Origin of the sequence: Cupriavidus oxalaticus (assembly GCF_038900635.1) — a bacterium.
GTDB lineage: Bacteria > Pseudomonadota > Gammaproteobacteria > Burkholderiales > Burkholderiaceae > Cupriavidus > Cupriavidus oxalaticus_B.
In genome coordinates this window covers 171,373-189,276 of the sequence record NZ_JAYMRX010000006.1, presented here as the reverse complement: position 1 = coordinate 189,276, position 17,904 = coordinate 171,373, and the positions used below count along the sequence as shown (strand labels likewise).

Here is a 17,904-nt window from a genome sequence, read left to right as displayed (position 1 = left end):
CAACACTAGCGTATCCCATCTCAATATGGGATTGTTTTCGGGCTCTCAACACCGGCATCTTCACGAACCATGTAGTTGGGAAGATTGGGATTCTTGCCGCCATTCCACCAGTCAGTCATGTCGAAGACAATATTCGAGTCCGCCAGTTTTTCGACAAAGACGTCCGGCATGCTCAATGGCGTGCCAGACGTGCATATGCTAGGCGACGTCAGCGGACTCAGGAAGTGGACGGCGCTGCTTGAATTCGTCGAGATATTGGTCACCCGCTGAGCGATGTAACGCCCTGAAACGTTTTGAATTTCGAGCGCGGTCTCGACGTCAAGGCCAATGCCTCTGGCGTTTGAAGGCGTCAGAATCCCCTGGGAACAACCTGTGTTGTTAGACCCGGGGGCAATGGTTCTCGAGACGAACGTGACCAGTCGGCCCATCCGATCACGGGCGTCGAAATGAGGGTCGACAAACGTATTCGCTAGCGCCGGAACGTTCAGGAAGCTGGTACCCGAAAACGGGGTCGGCTCGAAGGTCATGAGGTTGTTGTATGGGTCGCTCACTGCCTGTGCCGACGTTACGGTTCCGTTCAGGGCGGCGAAGACGAACTCGCCGAGTACGTTAGCCCCGGCGCTGGTGCCGCCTACGGGGACATTGTTCGTGAGGAGTGTCGCAATCGTCGACTCGAGAGGTGTGCCTTTCCACAACCTGATGTAGTTACTCTGGTCACCGCCGGCGATCCACAAAGCGTTTGCGGAGGCAACCACGGCATTAACAAAGGGATCGTTGGCAGCTTCCCTGGTTGTAATGATGAGGGTTTCCGCCGAGGTCAGACCCAGGTAGGCACCACCGACAAATCCATCCACCGCAGGGATATTGGTAGCGTTTTGCTTGTCGCTGTAATAGAAATAGGGATCGTAAGCGTCGGTACCACTGGCTCGGATCACGACGAAGCGCCCCCCGGTAGCTTTTGTAATGCCTGCCTGCTGAATCATCCACCGGTACGCTTCATCAACATCCGGCCCCCCACCCATCAGAACCACAGGTTGCACGGCCTGCGGGCGAGGTGAAGGGAGCGGTTGCACTGGCGTCGGCTTTCCGGCCACGAAGTACTGCGTACCGGTCACGAAATAACTGTAGGGAGGAGTGGGACTAGTACTCTTGTTAGCTGCAAAGGCAGGGGGCAGCGTCACAAAGACTAGGATGAGCCCAACAGAAGCGGCTGCGCGGCGTACGACAGTCCTGCAGCGCGAAGCAAATTCGGCAAGGATTCCCATAACTCAGCCTCCCAGTGTTAGTTAGTCTAAGCTCGTGGCGCACCGTGGACGGACCTGCTCCGGCGATGGAGACATAAGCAGAAGCTTCTTTCTGGCGCATGTTCACCAAACGCAGTTTTGGAGTCTATAGCCCGGGCAGGTGGTGGTCAATTGGCTCGTCGATGCCACGCTTTTGCTATCGCAGACAAAGGTAGCAGCGAACTGTGACAAGTCATCGGTCGCCAGCGACGGATGGACAGTCCGGCGCAGAGCCGAAACAGCGTTGGCACAACCTGGTTCTATCACGGTCCTGTATGGCGGATGACTGCAACGGTTGGTCTTGTCCGGAGCGACGGATTCTCGACCAAAGCCGACGACACTGTCACGGATCCTGCGCCTCGCAAGTGCAAGAGGTGACCCCCATCAGAATGGGGCCGGCCAATCTCCAGGTAGCAAAGGTGCGGCTCGCGCGGGTACCCCTTCCAGATGTAGTAGACTCACTTCCGACCTATTGCCGTCAGCTTGACTCCCTTGAAGCAAGCGATTGTTCTACATTGGATTGATAGAACATCTTAAGCCGGCCACCGGTGATGACTCGGTACTGGACCAACATCCTCTTGATGCGGTAACCCGGTGGAAGGAATTCGCTCATGGGTCGACAGGTGGAGACGGCGGCGGCGGACCTTGACGTCAAGATCGTTGTGCTTTTCGCACTGACAGTCTTCCTGAGTGCGTTCCTCCTGTTTCAGGTCCAGCCGCTGATCAGCAAGTGGATCTTGCCGTGGTTTGGCGGCAGCCCGACGGTGTGGACCACCGCCATGCTTTTTTTTCAAAGCGTCCTGTTCGGCGGCTATGTCTATGCCCACACGATTACCCGCCGCTCCCCCCGCGTGCAGGCCGGCGTTCACATTGTCTTGCTTATCGCGGCGGCAGTGCTAGCGATGTGGGTCGTGCCAGGCCAATCCATGAAACCCGCAGGTGATGAGAATCCGATCACAAAGATCCTGCTGCTCCTTTGTCTGAGTGTCGGCCTGCCGTATTTTTGTCTGGCCACGACCGGTCCGTTGATGCAGTACTGGTTTTCCCGGGCCCGCCCCGGCGATTCGGCATATCGCCTGTATGCCTTGTCGAACGCGGGATCGTTTATTGCGCTGCTTTCCTTTCCGTACGTCTTCGAACCGCTGTTCGAATTGCCGCAACTGGGCCGCTTCTGGACGTATGGATTCTGGGTTTTTGCCCTGTTGTGCGCCGTGGTCACGCTTCGCGTCAGGCACAAGCCCAGACAGCTTCCTGCCGAGGGCGATTCAGCAGTGACCGGAACGACTGAGGCGCGCGATCAGCCAACACTGAAGCAGCGCATTTCGTGGGTAGTCCTGCCGGGACTGGCGTCGCTGACCTTCATCGCAACCACGGATCATGTCAGCCACAATATTGCCCCGGAACCAAGGCTGTGGATCGCCACACTCAGCCTGTATCTGCTGACGTTTATCATTTGCTTTGACCATCCTCGCTGGTACCGCCGCAATTGGGTTGCCTTTGCCTGTGTGCTGACGGCCGTACTGCTCAGCGGGCGCAACGAGATACCCGGTTGGTTCGGTCAGGAGTGGGACTATGGCGTGACAGAAGTCCGCTGGAGCCACCTTGTCACCATGTTTCTCGTCTGCTTCATGTGCCATGGAGAATTGTATCGGCGACGCCCAAGTAATCCCCGATATCTGACTGAGTTCTATCTTTGGATGTCCTTTGGCGGGGCATGCGGCGGACTGTTCGTCGCGCTGATCGCGACGAACTTCTTCGTGGACTACTATGAATGGCCGCTGTGTCTCGTTGCGGCGATCGCCCTCGGTTGCTTCATTTTTGCTTCCGGATGGCGCGCGCCGGGCAGCACAGCACGCCAACGCAACAGATCGGGCGGGGTGGCCGGCCGGCCGCAGGGCAATACTACCCTTGCCATTGCCCTGGCGGTGCTGGTCTGCCTGGGCCTGGCAGGGCTGGTCCTGTATTGGGAGGACTCGCTGCATTGGCGGTCCGACTCGACCCCGGAATACACCGACATCGCGCTGCATCAGTCGCGCAATTTTTACGGGACGATTTCTGTCAACGAACGCCGTTATCAACATGCCCCGTCCGGAAGCTACCGCGTGTATTACAGCGGCCAGGTCATTCACGGCGTCCAATACCTCGATCGGGAAAAACGCCGGCTGCCGGTCGGTTACTACTCGGAAGAGAGTGGCGTGGGGGAGACGCTCGGCTATGCGAAATCCCGCAAGCCGAGCTTGCGCGTGGCCGTTATCGGACTGGGCGCCGGAACGCTGGCGACGTATGCCAGGGCGGCCGACCGCTACGATTTCTATGAGATCAATCCTGAAGCGGTGCGGGTGGCCAGCCAATGGTTCGACAATCTTTCCGCCTGCCTCGCGCAAACCAGGCAGGTAATCATCGGTGACGCTCGCCTGAAACTGGAGCAGCAACCCGCCGACGTGCTGTATGACGTCATTGCATTGGACGCCTTTACCGGAGACTCGGTGCCAATTCACCTGCTGACCCGGGAAGCATTCCAGCTCTACAGACGCCATCTGAAACCCGATGGTTTTATCGTCGTCAACATCACGAACAGCTATTTGAATCTTTATCCTGTGGTCCGCCGCCAGGCGGAAGCACTGGGCATGGGCTTCCGAAACAAATATCAGCCGCCGGAACCGGATCGTCTCATCCGCCGCAATCATTACTTTGTCATGACCGACGATCGGGAATACCTGCAACGCTTTCAGTCGGTGAATCGAAAATACTTCGATGAGCACGGCATTCTGGCACGAGTGGAAGATCCCAATCTTCCAGACGTCCCTCTCTGGACCGACCATTTCAGTAGCTTGAACCCTATTGAACTGCCCGATTGAATTCCCCAGGGTATTGATGATGGGCGCAGGTGCCGACACGACTGGCCGCAGAGGCCGACAACTTGCCGGCAAAGGCGGCTGTTCGAGTGACCGTTGTACACTGCAAGTGGCCGTTGATTGCGCGAGGGAGCGCACGACCGAGATGGGTCGCTCCAAGACGGTCGTAGGCCACCGCGAGTTGGCGGCCCTACCCGGGATCCCACGTCCGCGGCCTGATCCGCGACAGCTATGCCGACTTCGGCCCGACGCAGCCGTCACCCCAAGATGCCGCTCGACGTGTTCCGCTCGCGCGATTTCTCCGGCGCCAACCTCGTCACACTGCTGCTCTACTTCGGTCTGGGCGGCGCACTGTTCTTCCTGCCGTTCACGCTGATCCGCGCACATGCCTACACCGCAACCGAAGCGGGCGTGGCGCTGCTGCCCGTGCCGGTCATCATCGGCTTGCTGTCGCGCTTCACCGGTGGCCTGACGAGCCGCTTTGGTTCGCGGGTCCTGCTGAGCGCTGGCCCGTGCGTCGCCGGAATCGGGTTCGTGATGCTGGCGTTTCCGTTCGTGCGCGGCAGCTATTGGGCCGGATTTCCCGACGCTCGCCGTGCTCGGCCTCGGCATGACGATCACCGTCGCGCCACTCACAGCGACTGTGATGGGCTCGGTGCCGGGCGACACGCAGGCGTCGCATCCGGCATCAACAATTCGGTTGCACGCGTGGCGAGCCTGTTGGCTATTGCGGTGCTTGGCATCGTGTTCGTGTGGTCGCACCAGGCGGCGCTGTCGGCGCGGCTCGACGAACGGCACGTTCTTCAGGACGCACGCCAGGCCGGGCAGTTGCTGGAACCGGACGCGCAAGCCGAGGGGTAGCGGGTGACGCTCTTACGCCGCTTCAGACACCCGTGGCGCCGGCGGAAGCCGAAGCCATCGCTGACGCGCTGCGCGCCGTTGCGCTGGTGTCCGCCGTGTGCGCATTCGCCGGAGCGGGTCCCGCGGTAGCGACCATCCAACCCCGCAAGTGAGCGCTTCCCGTCGCCGGACGCGTACGCATGCTGCATCGATACGTCGATCTCCGCAGAAGTGATTCCGTGGCCTTCACTTCTCCGCCAAGGCTTGGGCCCAAGCTCCATGAAGTTCCTTTCCGTTCCAATTGCGTTGGCCGGTTTAGCCTAAGCTATAGACGAGTTGGGGGTGAATGTTATGGTCCGCCCAGCGGCGTCGACGATTCTCGTTCTGGGGCTCGCTGCCTGTGCCCACACGAAATACCATACGCAAGCCTGCGTTTCTGGCATCGGTGTTTATGAGGTTACGGCTGATGGTAGCGATGCCGGCGCGGTGACGTTCTCAGGAACGGACAGCAGACTCGTCGAACCGTGCCAAGGGGCGAGCGCAGGCCAAGGTGGTTTCTGGATTGTCAGCCTTGACCGCACAGGCCCGGTGCGGTCGAGTCAGGACGCCACTGTCCTCGGCGGCGAGTGGCAATGGTGGCAGGCTCACGGTACCCTGCAGAGTGGCAGCGTTGCCGGGGGGGCGTGTGATATGGCCAACCGATTCGCACCATGACGTCGGCAGTTGTGGCTACGGAGTTGCACAAATCAGCGTCGCGCTCTCAGTGAGCCAGGAGTATCCGGGTAGCGGCACCTTTGAGGGCTGTCTGGATGGCACGCACTTGGACCCGACATTGCCATGGGTTGTCTTCCCGCCCAAGATTTGGGGTAGGTTGACGACAAGTTCGCCATAGTGCAGTTCGCGCCCCAAGACGGAGCCCGATGACGCAGGCCGCCCTACAACAAATGCCTGATACTCCCTACCAGAGCGGGGACATCATGAACGACGACACCGTTTCGACCGTTACAGTTACCGTACAGGACAATGGCCCCTACCGCATAAAGGGTCCCGTCAGGATCGTGACCCCGGCAGGAGCTGCCTTCACTTTCGAAGGGGATCAAGTCTGGCTGTGCCGGTGCGGCCATTCCGAAAACAAGCCCTTCTGCGATGGCTCGCACAAGCGAGTCGGGTTCTCCAGCATGCCGCAACCCAAGCCTTGACCTGCTGATTGCATACCTGCTCCACACGCGCGAGCAGGCCTTTCGCGACCCTGCGGACGGCTCAGGGATGCCTTCTTCCGAGCTCAATTGGCTGGCCATGGGGAGTGCGTCGTGCCGCCAGATCCCAATCGGCTCGACGCAGCAGGAGTTTGTCACTTGCTACCAATAGCCAACTCTGAATAGAAATACGAGCTGATCGGTTGAGGAAATCGCCGTTGATATGTATGTGAGACAGAGGGTTGGCCGCGCATGCAATCAGGCGACCTCGACGATCAGTTCGATTTCCAGGCAGGCGCCGAGCGGCAACTGCGACACGCCGAACGCGCTGCGCGCGTGCTGGCCGCGCGTGCCAAACAACTCGGCGAGCAGATCGCTGGCGCCATTGGTCACGAGGTGCTGCTCGGTGAAGTCCGCTGTCGAATGGACGAGGCTGGTGAGCTTGACGACCCGCACGATCGAATCGAGGTCGCCGGTGGCGGCGTGCAGCGTCGCGAGCAAGTCGATGGCAACCAGGCGGGCCGCCGCGACACCGTCGGCGGTGCGCAGATCGTCGCCAAAGCGGCCGGTCCGAACCTGGCCATCGGCGCGGGAGAGATGGCCGGACACGTGGATCATCTTGCCGGACCGCACGCTCGGCACATAGGCCGCCGCCGGGGCCGAAGCCGTGGGCAGTTCGATGCCGAGCTGCGCAAGCTTGTCGTAGATTCGTGGCGCCGGCGCGAACGCAGGACCGTTCGGTTTCAGGCGCATGCCGGGCTTGAGATGCCGCCATGGCAGGTCCGCCGGATCGGCGATGAACGGACCGGGCGCACGCACCACGAAAATGTCTTCCGCGATCGCGGCGAAGTCGGCGCGGAAATGCACTGAGCTCTTGTTCACGAGAATCTTCATCCCCGCCGGTTCGATGCCGACCGCGCGGTACATGTTGCGGTCGAGCAGCTGTGCCTTGGTCGAGCTGACGGCAACGAGCACACCGTTGAGCCGCAGCCGCGCCATGGGTCCCATGTCGGCAGCCTTGCCATGCATCATCGGTCCGCCATAGACGAACTTGCCATCGGACAGTGCCTCCACCTCGAAGGTCGCCCGCAGCGGGGCATCTTCGCTCACCTGTGGGCAGCCGCCAAGCGCAAGATCGATCCTTGCGCCGACTCCAGCCTGGTGCGCGGTGGCAGCCGCGGCGGGATCGCAGATGATCCCGATCGCGGCGTCCTGCGCACCGGCCTTGAGAAGCGCGCGCAGCATGCCCATGGTGTTGCCATCGCCACCGACGCCCGGGTTGTCCTGCGTGTCCGCAAGGATCACTGGCCGCGTGGCTGTTTGCGCGATCCGCATGGCACGCTGCACCGCTGCATCCGGCTCCTCGAACTGCACGGCCCACTGGCTCTCCGGTTCGCAGATGCGCGCGAACAGTGCGTCGACGGCCCGCTCGACGCGGGTTTTGTCGAAGCCGTACCCCCAGACCACGGGACCGCACTCGGCGAAGTCGGCCGCGGGAAAGCCCGGTGTGAACGACAGCGACAGCACGCCTTGTGGCTCCAGCTCTTCGAGCAGGCCGTAGATGCCTTGAGCGGGCTGCATCATCGTGGACATGCTGTTGACCGGTATCAGGAACGGTACGCGTCGTGCCACCAGGTGCGCACGCGTCTCCCGCCTGCACAACTCCAGCAGCATCTCGGCTGCCCGCTTGCCGGTGGCGGCCATGTCCACGTGCGGATAGGTGCGATACGCCACTACCCCATCCGCCAGTGCGAGCATCCGTTCGGTGACATTGGCATGCAGATCCAGCGAGACCACGATCTTCATGTCCGGGCCGGCCACGGCACGGATGCGCGCCAGCAACTCACCCTCGCCGTCGTCGAGGTGCTGGGCCACCATGGCGCCATGCAGGTCGAGATAGATCGTGTCGTACGAGGCCGTCGTCACCGCCTCCATGATCTCGCCGGCGATGCGCTCGTAGGCATCGGTCGTGACATGGGCCGAAGCGCCGGCTGCCGCCCAGATCACCGGCGTGACGGTGTGGCCGTGCTCGCGAACGTGGTGGATGAAGCCGCTGATCGGCACGTTCACGTCCAGCAGGTCGTAGATCGCCTCGCCGCGCACCATGGCGGGAAAGTCCTCGCCACGGACGAAGCTCTCGTAGGTGGCCATGGTTGGGGCGAACGTATTGGTTTCGTGCTGGAAACCGGCAACTAGGATATTCAAGGAGAACCTTCCTGGAACGGGATGCTGGAACGAGGCGGGGCCGGCGATACGAGCGCGGGCGCCGCCATGGGAACGGCCGTGAGGGGTGGTATTACTGCGGCGTCAGCTTGATCGAGGCGGCCATCTTCCTGAACTTCTCGGTCTCGTCGACGTAGAACTTCGCGGAGGCCTCGAGCGTCTGCGGCTTCATCGGCTGCACGCCGGAGAGCTCGAGCGCCTTGATCAGTTCGGGCGACCGCAGCGCTTGCTGCGAGGCGTCCATCAATACGCGGGCACGCTCCGCCGGGACGCCGGCCCTGCTCATGACGCCCAGCCAGATCGAATACACGAACTCGGACTTGCGCGCGACGCTGGTTTCGGAGATCGCAGGCACATCGGGCAGGTTTCGCATGCGCTGCGTGTCCAGCACTGCGACCGCCTTGATCTTGTGCGTTTCGAGCAGCTGCGTGGAGGCACCGAGGTTTGGCAGAATCGTCATGTCAATCTGGCGACCGGTCAGGTCTGCCAGCATCGGCGTGGCGCCCTTGTACGGCACCTGCAGCATCCTGGCGCCGGTCAGCTGAGCCATGTATTCGGCGACGATGTGGTACATGGTCCCGTAGCCCGGATTGCCGAAGGTCAGGCTCTTGCCACCTGCCGACTTGCTGGCCGCGATGATCTGTTCGAGCGAGCTGTACGGCAGGTCGCTGCGCGTCATCACGACGAGCGGGTGGTTCGAGACTGGCGCCAGCAGGGCCAGCTCCTCCGACTTGTACTTGGCGCTGGCGAGCGCCAGCGGCGTCAGGATGGCCTCGTTGGGCGAGCCCATGATCAGCGTGTAGCCGTCGGCCGGACGGCTCAGCAGCCGCTGCACTGCCAGCGCGCCGCCGGCGCCGGGCAGATTCTCGATGACCACGGGCTGGCCGAGCGCCTTGGCCATCGCCGGCTGCATGGCCCGCGCCAGAACATCAGCGGGCCCCCCCGGAGGGAATGCGACCAGCATCGATATCGGCTTGGAGGGAAAGGTGTCGGCGGCGGACGCTGGTGCGCTGGCCAGCGTCATCCCCAGAATGGCGGCACCCAGCGCCATCCAGCGTTTGACGGGGGGTAGTTCTCGGTCTTGCATGTCGTCCTCTACTTTCTTGAATCTTCCTCGCATCTATGCGAGAACTGGTTGTGAGAGGGATTGTTGGCGGGAAAATTCGTTCGAGGAACAGCAATCTTTGCACGAGATCGTTGCCCTGCGGGCAACGCAGACCGCTTCAGGCGCCGAGGTGCTTTCCGCTTTCCGGTCAATGCGCTGACCGGGAAGTGCTGCGTAATGTGGAACAACCGGATCAAACTCGGACAAGGGGCAGGAAGGCCCGCTCAATGGCGCACAGGGATGATGCTGAAGCGGACCACGTCCTCCGCAGCGGTGATCTCCTCGGCCAAGCCCGCCGGCGACACCGCACGCGAGCGGTTCAGCGCCACGAGGCTGAAGCGCCACACTAGTTGCTTGTTGTCAAAGGTAATGGTCAGGCTGTCGCGCAACAGATGATATCCGCGGGCTTCTGCAGTCCTGGCCAAGACGCCTAGGTCCGGCGGGCCAGCCCGGAAGGTCAACGAGACATCGAGCGTCGCGCGACCGGGCAGTTTGACTTCGAGGCGATGCAGCAGCGACATCGACAGCATGCACAGCATCGCCAGCAGCAGTGCCGCGGCGTAGAACCCGACTCCGAGTAGCACGCCCACGGCCGAGGCGGCCCAGATGGAGGCCGCGGTGGTCAGGCCGCTGATGCTCAGGCCATCCTTCATGATGACGCCCGCACACAGGAACCCGACTCCTGTCACCACGCCCTGCACGACCCGTGTGGGGTCGGTGCTGTGCTCCGCGACGCCGCCAAACCACAAAGGCGCATAGCCGACGAAGACGGTCAGCGCCGTCGACGCCATGCACACGAGCCCGTAGGTCCGCATGCCCGCGGCGCGGCCGTTGTACGAGCGCTCGTAGCCCACCAGCATCCCGAGCAGAAGCGCCCCCAAAAGGTTCAATCCGATGAGGGCATTGGCAGCGAGGAAGGCGCCGCTCCAGTAGTGCTGCAGATTTCCGAGCATCGTGTGTTGCGGGCGAGTTCTGCATTGGCAGTCGGGCGGCTACGCCGCCCAACCACACGCGAGACTGCGCTTCTGTGAAATCAGGAACGTGCCGCCTGGCAACGTGCCAGCGCCATGCGCAGCAGAGAAGCCGACGCTGCCAGCAGCACCAGGTCCTTCAGCAGGAACTGGCCGATCGGCGCGGAGATCGCCGGGAACCCGCCAGCGGTCGGCTCTGCAACGCCGGGCGTGGTGACGAAGAACGTCAGCGTGATGGCGTATGTCGCGCATGACATGGCAGCACCAAGTAGTGCGACCCGATGATGGAACGCACCGACGGTCAGTGTCACGGCGGTGGACAGTTCCATCACGCCAATGACAGCGCTGGCGCCACGGACACCGAATGCGTCGATAAGCCAGGCCATGAAGGGGCTGTTCTCGATGAACGGGGCAATGCCCTGCGCTTCGTAGCCGGTGAACTTCATCCCGCCGAACCAGAGAAAGACGACAACCAGGGACCAGCGCAGCAACGCCTCGTGGTTGTTGACGACTGCGTTGGACCGCGTTGTCGTGGCGGCGGATGTGATGGGATGCATATCTACTCCTCAACGGATTGTGGTGTGGTGGAGGAGCACGCCCCGGTGGCGCAGACCTCCTTTCCTGTCACTGCAACGACGCGCATGCGTGCATTTCCGCGTCGCCGGTTCCGGCGCTGCCAGAACCGGCGATTCGAACAACGCTTCGTTCCAGAGACGTAGCGGGTGTGTCGTTTGCCGATAGACGCTCGCCCCACGGACTTCGGGACGACCGCCGCTCGGCAAGGTGCGTTGGATGGCGTTCAGTCGCGGAACAGGTGCGTGGCATGCGTGACGGCACCGCCCGCCCGGATGGCGGCGGCCACGAGTGCGGCTTCCGCAAGTTGCGCATTGGTGGCGCCGGCATCGTGGGCGGCCTTGGTATGCAGGGCGATGCAATATGGACACTGCGTGGTCAGCGCGACGGCCACCGCGATAATCTGTTTCTGCTGCACCGAAAGCGCGCCGTCGGCAAAAGCCGCGTGGTCAAATGCACGGAAGCTCTTCATCGCTTCAGGAGCGTTTTCGTCCAGCTTCCTCAAACGGGCAAGATCCTTCATATCGAACATGGAAAACTCCATCAAGGTTGGGATTGGAGTAGGAATGATAGGAATGGCAAGGTTCCACTTGGTCTTAGTTTGGTTTCAATTCGTCCAAGAATGGCATCCGCCCCTTCAGCACATCGTGTGCTCGAACGTTTCCTTGCCTGCGAGCCTGAGCGACCAGTTCGTCATGCTGTTGGCGGAGTCCGCACAGCCTGGGCTGGGACCGGGGTGTTGATCGAGGCTTTACACGAGCGATGCCTAGTCACGCTGCCGAATTCGCGCATCGAGAAACTCTTTAAACCTCCCGAGGCGGCGCTGTCGGTGCAGCATATGGCCGATCTGTCCGGAATGAGCCATACAGCATTCGCCTCCACACTTCGAGCGTGAGAGTGGCTGATGCCAGCGTGGCCATGGTCAATACCCATTGGCTGACCGTCGCATTCGCTGGTGCCAATATCGGGTCCAGGTTTGGTCGGAACGGGCCTCAGCGCTGTCTCAGTCGCTACCCACCCTGACGAATAACGAAATGGCCGCTCAGGCTCGCAGGCAAGGAAACGTTCGAGCACATCCTTGGACGAATTGAAACCAAACTAAGACCAAGTGGAACCTTGCCATTCCTATCATTCCTACTCCAATCCCAACCTTGATGGAGTTTTCCATGTTCGATATGAAGGATCTTGCCCGTTTGAGGAAGCTGGACGAAAACGCTCCCGAAGCGATGAAAAACTTCCGTGCATTTGACCACGCGGCTTTTGCCGACGGCGCGCTTTCGGTGCAGCAGAAACAGATTATCGCGGTGGCCGTCGCGCTGACCACGCAGTGTCCATATTGCATCGCCCTGCATACCAAGGCCGCCCACGATGCCGGCGCCACCAATGCGCAACTTGCGGAAGCCGCACTCGTGGCCGCCGCCATCCGGGCGGGCGGTGCCGTCACGCATGCCACGCACCTGTTCCGCGACTGAGAGTTCACCTGATACGCCTCGGGAACGAGCCATTTTCCGCGATCGCCGGTTCTGTCGCGCGTAATGTCGCATACGACAAAGGAAACATCATGAATGTCATTTCCAAGGGACAAAAACCGTTGAAGATCGATATCTGGACAGATTTTCTCTGCCCCTTCTGCTATTTGACGACACTCCGCGTTCAGCGCCTGGCGCAGATCATTCCGGTTGAAGTCACCGCGCGTGCCTTCATGCTCAGGCCTCATGACGCGCCGCCATTGCCAGAGGATTTCCGCGGTATCGTGGAGGCGGAGTATGAGCGCATCGGCTACGACATCGCGGCCGAGTTTGATCTGCAGATCGCGCCCGGTCCTGTCGGCTTGCGAACCTACGCGGCGCATCTTGCCAGCAAGCTGGCGCAGGGCGAAGGCATCGGGCTCGAATTTCACCGGGCCGTGATGCGTGCCTATTGGCTCGAAGGGCTTTCTATCGACGACGCGGATGTCCTGATGCGCATCGGGAAAAGCGTGGGGGCCAAGCGGAGTGTCGTCGCAAACGATCAGATGATGGCTTGTGCCGATGCGGCATTACGGGCGGACCAGGAAGCGGCACTGGCCTACGCTGCGCGCAGCGCCCCTCTCCTTGTGTTTGACGAGCGCATCATTCTGCGCGGGGCTGTGTCCTTCGACACGATGCTCAAGGCCGCCACCGATGCCACGTGCACCGATCTCGCGGGGAAGTCTTCATGCGTGAAACTCCCGGACTGGACTGGCTATTCTTTCCAAGGCTCCGGGCAACAGATACCCCGCCGCGTCGAGTAGCAGGGACAAATGTATCGGTTCGTATCGGCCGCCGTGAGCCATACGTTGCAATACAAAAAAACCGGCAGTGCGCGGCCGACGTGTGCTCAGATGCAACGCCTATCAGCAATTTGCACGTCACGTCCCCGGCGGGGGATCTGCGTGCCGCGGTAACCCGTCTGCATAGAAGGACAACACCATGCCCTCCCTCCTGAAATACCTCTCGGCCGCTGCCGTTGTCGCGGCGTTCTCCGCGAGCGCGTCTGCGCAAGTCGCGAGAGATGCCATTCGCCCGCCAGCCATTCTTCCGCTCAATGCCGAACCTGCGCCAAAGCTGACCCCGTACGCGGCGCTGCCCGAGCCGCTTGCGCGCGGCGTGGTCATTGTCCAGTTCCGAACCGAAAATTTTCGAGTCATGCCGGTATTCGGCAAGCCCGCCGTCGACATCTCGCCCCGTATCGGGCACCTGCACGTGACGGTTGACGATACCCGTGGCACCTGGGCCCACACGAGTGAAGATCCGATCATTGTGGTTGGGCTCACGCCCGGGCCGCACAAGCTGCGCCTGGAACTGGCCGACCCGAGCCACCAGATCCTCGCCACCGAGGTGGTTGCCGTCACGGTCCCCGATGTGAAGGCATCGGGCTCACCCGCTGCCTCGCCTTCCGCCTCACATCAGCATTGATCGGACCTCTGACTTTCGCACTCCAATCAAGGCCAGCCCCTGCGGAGAAATCCCGCGGAGCTGCCTGCTGACCCATACCCGCCAGCTATCGCGTGTCCTGACCGCGGTCTATGACGACGCGCTCAGGCCCTTTGGCGTCAACGCACCGTTCACGCTGCTGGTGATGATCCCATGACTCGGACCAATCGGCCGCGCGGCACTTAGCCGCCGCAATCGCCACGACCGCTCCACGCTCGCCCGACATCTGCAGCCGCTGCTGGCCCAAGGATGGATCGTCGAGCGTCCGCCGGATGAGGACGGGCGAGGATAAAGCCGATGCAGACGCCATCGCGCGGCATGCTGCCCTGCGCAATTGCCGGGAAGTCATAGCTGCCGGCTTCGACCAGAACATCACCGAGCACCAGGCGCTGATGCTCCATCGTGGCATTACCGGCCGCGAGCAGGCGATGCTCAAAGTGCCCTCCATAGACGATGTCAAAGGCCTGCAGCGGCTTGAAGCCGGAATAGGTATGCCGGAAGTAAGGCGCGGAACCGGGAAAGGACCGCGCGCGATACCAGATCGGTTAGGCGTGCGAGTCGAGCCCGAGAGTTCAAGTCGAGATTTCTAAATTCGCCCGCGCAAAAGATTCACTTCCGCCACATCGGGGGAAGCGAAAGGATATGAGTCGGGCCTCGCCCCGAGTTGCTATTCGTTCACTTGAGGGGAAATTTCATGTCCGGACGTGTTCGTACCCTGCTGTCGATCGCGGCGCTGTCCGCGATGCAGGTCACGCTGGCGAATTCCGCGCTCGCCCAGGCCAGCCGCTTCGACGCACTGGCAAAGCAGCCCTTCAAGCAGAACCGACCCACGGAAAAAGCGGCCGAGACGCTCAAGGACGAATTGCTGTTCCAGCGGGCAACACAGACTTATCTTTGGGCGATGCCGCTGCTCAATTCGATGGGGATGCGGGACGGCTTCGCGCAGTCGTTCGGCGCTGGCTACAACACCATGGCCATCTGGGAGAAGCGTCTGGATGCCAAGACGCGCATCACGATGATTGCCTTCAACGACGCCTCGTGGCAGCCGCTGGTGGGCGCCAACAGCTACAAGGTCAGGCTTCCGCCCAATATCCCGACCGAGGCCTTCTTCAACAAGTCCTGGGCACTGCCCGACTTCGAGAAGGTGAACTGAACCCACTGAACCCACTGAACCCACTGAACCCACTGAACCCACTGACCCGCCAAGCCCGCCAGCCCGCTGCCCGGGGAGCCAGCCGCCATCGCCATGGAACAAATCATCCGACACCCGGCCGTCCTGTTCGTCCTGATGCTGGTCCTGCTGGCCATTGCCACGGCCATCGGCGCCCTGGTACTGCGGCGATTCCGACCAATTCGCAGCGAGGGGCGGGACGACTTCAACATCATCCAGGGCGCAACGCTGACGCTTCTGGCGCTGCTGATCGGCTTCACGCTGTCGATGGCCGTGGGACGATACGACCAGCGCAAGAATCTCGAAGAGGAAGAAGCCAACGCGATCGGCACCGAATATCTGCGCGCGGACCTGATCGAAGGACCGGAGGCGGACAAGGTCAGGGCGCTGCTGGTGCGCTATCTCGACCAGCGCCTGCTCTACTACCGGACGCGCGATCGCGTGCAGCTACGCGAGATCGCGACGGCGACCGCGCAGGTCGAGGACGAGATGTGGAAGATCGTGCGAGACGTCGCGCGCGAGAAGCCCAACCCCATCACCTCGCTGGTGGTGGCGGGCATGAATGATGTCATCAACTCGCAGGGCTATGCCGAGGCCGCCTGGCTGAACCGGATTCCGGTTGCCGCCTGGTGCCTGATGATCATCATCGCCTTCTTCGGCACGCTGATGCAGGGCTATGGCGCGCGCACGGAAACGTCGAAGGTGTTCCTGCTATTCGTTCTGCCGGTGACCGTCTCGCTGTCGCTGGCACTGATCGCCGATATCGACAGCCCGCGCGGCGGCCTGATCCGCGTTGCGCCGCAGAATCTCATGAGCCTGGAGGCTTCGCTGCGTCGGTAGGCAGGTTTGTGTTTCGAATCTCATCTCGCGGACGCAACTGGCAACGTGGCGCGGGAAGTACTATCCTCCTCCATGGGTTAGGGTAAGGAGGCAAAATGTCGCAATGTTCTCGGCATTCTTGCAAAGCGAGCTTTACTGTACTCTGCGTGGCAGGCGTGCTCGTTTCGTGTACCACACCGAGGATATCGGCTCCTCCCGAGCTCCAGCCCGCCGACGCGCGTGGAACGATTACGGTGCTGCATGCATCCGGTGTACAGATTTATCAGTGCAAGCGTGCGAACGACGGCCGGTTGTTATGGATCTTTTCAGCCCCGGAAGCAACCCTGAAGGATGCCACCGGACAACTCGCCGTCAAACATTATTCTGGGCCGACCTGGGAAGCGCCTGATGGCAGCAAGGTGACCGGCAAGGTATTGCGGCAGACGCCCAATGCGCAGGAACCAGACAGCATTCCACTCTTGCTGTTGCAGGCAACGAGCACCGGCGGAGCTGGCCTGCTTTCGAGGACGCGTTACGTGCAACGGCTGAATACCCAAGGCGGACAGGCCCTCCCTCAGGCTTGCACGCAGGAGGGACAGGAGAATCGCATGCCGTATCGGGCGGACTACGTCTTCCTGGAATAGCCATGCGATTCAGAAGCAGAGCTAAGCGCAGCGGCTGCTTCTTGATACGGTGGGCGCGCAAGGCGCCCCGCGGTGATTTATCCGGCCAGGCCCTTGTTCGGGTTGATCAGGTACTTCTCTCCCGTAGCACGCTTGTTGTAGACGGCGATCACGTCCAGGTCCAGCACCTCGGCCAGCGAGATCTCCTTCGCGTAGTGGCTGGCAAAGGTGGTCTTCAGGTCCGCCACCACGCGTTGCTTCAGCGCGTTGGCCCGCTCGCGTCCGATCTTCTGCAGGAACGGGAACAGCAGCCAGCCGCCCATGCCCCACGCCATGCCGAAGTTGCGGTTGAATTCTGTCGGGCTTGTGTCCAGGCCGCCGTAGAGGTAGACCTGCTTGTGGGTGGTCGAGCCGTAGCGGCTGTATTCGCGGGCCGTCTTGTTCAAGGCCGCTTCCATGCAGGTGAGTATCTGGCCGCCAAGCTTGCCGCCGCCCGTGGCGTCGAACGCGATTGTTGCGCCAGTGGCGACAAGTGCCTCGGTGAGGTCCTGCATGAACGTGGGCGACGCGGCGTTGCAGACGTGGACCGCGCCTTGTGCCTTGAGCAGGTCCGCCTGCTCTTGCTTGCGCACGATGTTCACCAGCTTGATGCCATCCTTGAGACAGATCTGATTGAGCATCTGGCCCAGGTTGGAGGCCGCGGCGGTGTGCACCAGGGCGCTGTGTCCTTCGAGCCGCATGGTCTCGACCATGCCCAGTGCGGTGAGCGGGTTGACGAATGACGACGCGCCGTCAGCAGGCGTGGCGCCGTCGGGCAGGACCAGGCACTGGTCCACGGGAACGCAGCGGTACTGCGAGTACATCGCGCCGCCGATGGCAGCCACGGTCTTGCCCATCAAGGCTTGCGCCGCAGGGGACGAGCCTGCATCGACGACCACGCCCGCGCCCTCATTGCCAACCGGCATGGACGCATCCAGGCGGCCGGCCATGCTGCGCATTGCGCCTTCCGGAACGCGCGCGGTGACTACGGGGCGCTCGGCCGTGCCGCTGGCCTTGGCCGTGCTCATGTCGGCCGCACCGAACAGCAGGCCGAGATCGGACGGGTTGAGGGGAGAGGCTTCAATGCGGATGAGCACTTCATCCGGGCCAGGGTTCGGCGTGTCGATGCTGGCTAGCGACAGCTCGAGTTCACCGCTGCTCTTGATTTGCGAACGAAGTTGAAGTGTGGTGCGCATTCGATGTCTCCTTGGTCTGTCGGTTTGCGATGAGCGGGACAGCAGCGTGGGGCTGT

At 61.8% G+C, this 17,904-nt stretch carries 17 protein-coding genes and 1 pseudogene; 11 read left to right on the top strand and 7 right to left on the bottom strand.

Features of this window, described 5'->3' with window-relative positions:
• Window positions 1–20: 20 nt before the first annotated feature.
• On the bottom strand, window positions 21–1,115 hold the full coding sequence (locus VSR71_RS12825; protein WP_342914231.1) for a cyanophycinase: 1,095 nt from the start codon (window positions 1,113–1,115) through the stop codon (window positions 21–23).
• Window positions 1,116–1,894: 779 nt separating this feature from the next.
• Between VSR71_RS12825 and VSR71_RS12820 the strand changes: the two genes are divergently transcribed.
• The 3 genes and pseudogenes from VSR71_RS12820 (at window position 1,895) to VSR71_RS12810 (ending at window position 6,177) form a co-directional block, all read left to right on the top strand.
• The gene (locus VSR71_RS12820; protein WP_342914230.1) at window positions 1,895–4,141 is read left to right on the top strand and encodes a fused MFS/spermidine synthase; all 2,247 of its coding nucleotides are present in this window, start codon (window positions 1,895–1,897) and stop codon (window positions 4,139–4,141) included.
• Window positions 4,142–4,390: 249 nt separating this feature from the next.
• Window positions 4,391–5,151: pseudogene (locus VSR71_RS12815) on the top strand (MFS transporter); the annotation flags it as partial.
• Between the two features lie 804 nt (window positions 5,152–5,955).
• Window positions 5,956–6,177 carry a CDGSH iron-sulfur domain-containing protein gene (locus VSR71_RS12810; protein WP_342914229.1) on the top strand — a complete coding sequence of 74 codons (222 nt, stop codon included), beginning with the start codon at window positions 5,956–5,958 and terminating at the stop codon, window positions 6,175–6,177.
• 255 nt (window positions 6,178–6,432) lie between these two features.
• On the opposite strand, the gene VSR71_RS12805 is transcribed toward VSR71_RS12810, so the two are convergent.
• The 5 genes from VSR71_RS12805 to VSR71_RS12785 all read right to left on the bottom strand — a co-directional run bounded on the left by VSR71_RS12805 (window position 6,433) and on the right by VSR71_RS12785 (window position 11,578).
• Window positions 6,433–8,379 carry an Atu1372/SO_1960 family protein gene (locus VSR71_RS12805; RefSeq protein ID WP_342914228.1) on the bottom strand — a complete coding sequence of 649 codons (1,947 nt, stop codon included), beginning with the start codon at window positions 8,377–8,379 and terminating at the stop codon, window positions 6,433–6,435.
• Window positions 8,380–8,470: 91 nt separating this feature from the next.
• Complete coding sequence (locus VSR71_RS12800) at window positions 8,471–9,484, bottom strand: tripartite tricarboxylate transporter substrate binding protein (RefSeq protein WP_342914227.1); 1,014 nt, start codon at window positions 9,482–9,484, stop codon at window positions 8,471–8,473.
• 242 nt (window positions 9,485–9,726) lie between these two features.
• The gene (locus VSR71_RS12795) at window positions 9,727–10,455 is read right to left on the bottom strand and encodes an MgtC/SapB family protein (RefSeq protein ID WP_342914226.1); all 729 of its coding nucleotides are present in this window, start codon (window positions 10,453–10,455) and stop codon (window positions 9,727–9,729) included.
• Window positions 10,456–10,535: 80 nt separating this feature from the next.
• Window positions 10,536–11,030: a YkgB family protein gene (locus VSR71_RS12790; RefSeq protein WP_342914225.1), complete on the bottom strand. Its 495-nt coding sequence runs from the start codon at window positions 11,028–11,030 to the stop codon at window positions 10,536–10,538.
• A gap of 242 nt (window positions 11,031–11,272) precedes the next feature.
• A complete protein-coding gene (locus tag VSR71_RS12785) occupies window positions 11,273–11,578 on the bottom strand; it encodes a carboxymuconolactone decarboxylase family protein (RefSeq protein WP_342914224.1) in 306 nt (101 codons plus the stop codon).
• Window positions 11,579–12,212: 634 nt separating this feature from the next.
• Between VSR71_RS12785 and VSR71_RS12780 the strand changes: the two genes are divergently transcribed.
• From VSR71_RS12780 to VSR71_RS12750, 8 genes are all read left to right on the top strand, one after another.
• Window positions 12,213–12,518 (top strand): carboxymuconolactone decarboxylase family protein, encoded by a 306-nt coding sequence (locus VSR71_RS12780; protein WP_342914223.1) that lies wholly within the window; start codon window positions 12,213–12,215, stop codon window positions 12,516–12,518.
• 89 nt (window positions 12,519–12,607) lie between these two features.
• On the top strand, window positions 12,608–13,318 hold the full coding sequence (locus tag VSR71_RS12775) for a DsbA family oxidoreductase (RefSeq protein WP_342914222.1): 711 nt from the start codon (window positions 12,608–12,610) through the stop codon (window positions 13,316–13,318).
• Between the two features lie 178 nt (window positions 13,319–13,496).
• Window positions 13,497–13,982: a DUF6130 family protein gene (locus VSR71_RS12770; protein ID WP_342914221.1), complete on the top strand. Its 486-nt coding sequence runs from the start codon at window positions 13,497–13,499 to the stop codon at window positions 13,980–13,982.
• Between the two features lie 184 nt (window positions 13,983–14,166).
• A complete protein-coding gene (locus tag VSR71_RS35300) occupies window positions 14,167–14,292 on the top strand; it encodes a MarR family transcriptional regulator (RefSeq protein WP_428979395.1) in 126 nt (41 codons plus the stop codon).
• The gene (locus VSR71_RS12765; protein WP_342914220.1) at window positions 14,273–14,590 is read left to right on the top strand and encodes a hypothetical protein; all 318 of its coding nucleotides are present in this window, start codon (window positions 14,273–14,275) and stop codon (window positions 14,588–14,590) included. Before VSR71_RS35300 ends, VSR71_RS12765 begins: the two co-directional genes overlap by 20 nt.
• A gap of 104 nt (window positions 14,591–14,694) precedes the next feature.
• Window positions 14,695–15,153: a hypothetical protein gene (locus VSR71_RS12760; RefSeq protein ID WP_342914219.1), complete on the top strand. Its 459-nt coding sequence runs from the start codon at window positions 14,695–14,697 to the stop codon at window positions 15,151–15,153.
• A 93-nt stretch (window positions 15,154–15,246) separates the two neighbouring features.
• Window positions 15,247–16,011, top strand: a complete 765-nt coding sequence (locus tag VSR71_RS12755) for a hypothetical protein (protein ID WP_342914218.1) — start codon at window positions 15,247–15,249, stop codon at window positions 16,009–16,011.
• Window positions 16,012–16,244: 233 nt separating this feature from the next.
• A complete protein-coding gene (locus VSR71_RS12750; RefSeq protein WP_342914217.1) occupies window positions 16,245–16,634 on the top strand; it encodes a DUF3455 domain-containing protein in 390 nt (129 codons plus the stop codon).
• A gap of 77 nt (window positions 16,635–16,711) precedes the next feature.
• On the opposite strand, the gene VSR71_RS12745 is transcribed toward VSR71_RS12750, so the two are convergent.
• Window positions 16,712–17,848, bottom strand: coding sequence for a zinc-binding dehydrogenase (locus tag VSR71_RS12745; protein ID WP_342914216.1), 1,137 nt, complete (start codon window positions 17,846–17,848; stop codon window positions 16,712–16,714).
• Between the last annotated feature and the right edge of the window lie 56 nt (window positions 17,849–17,904).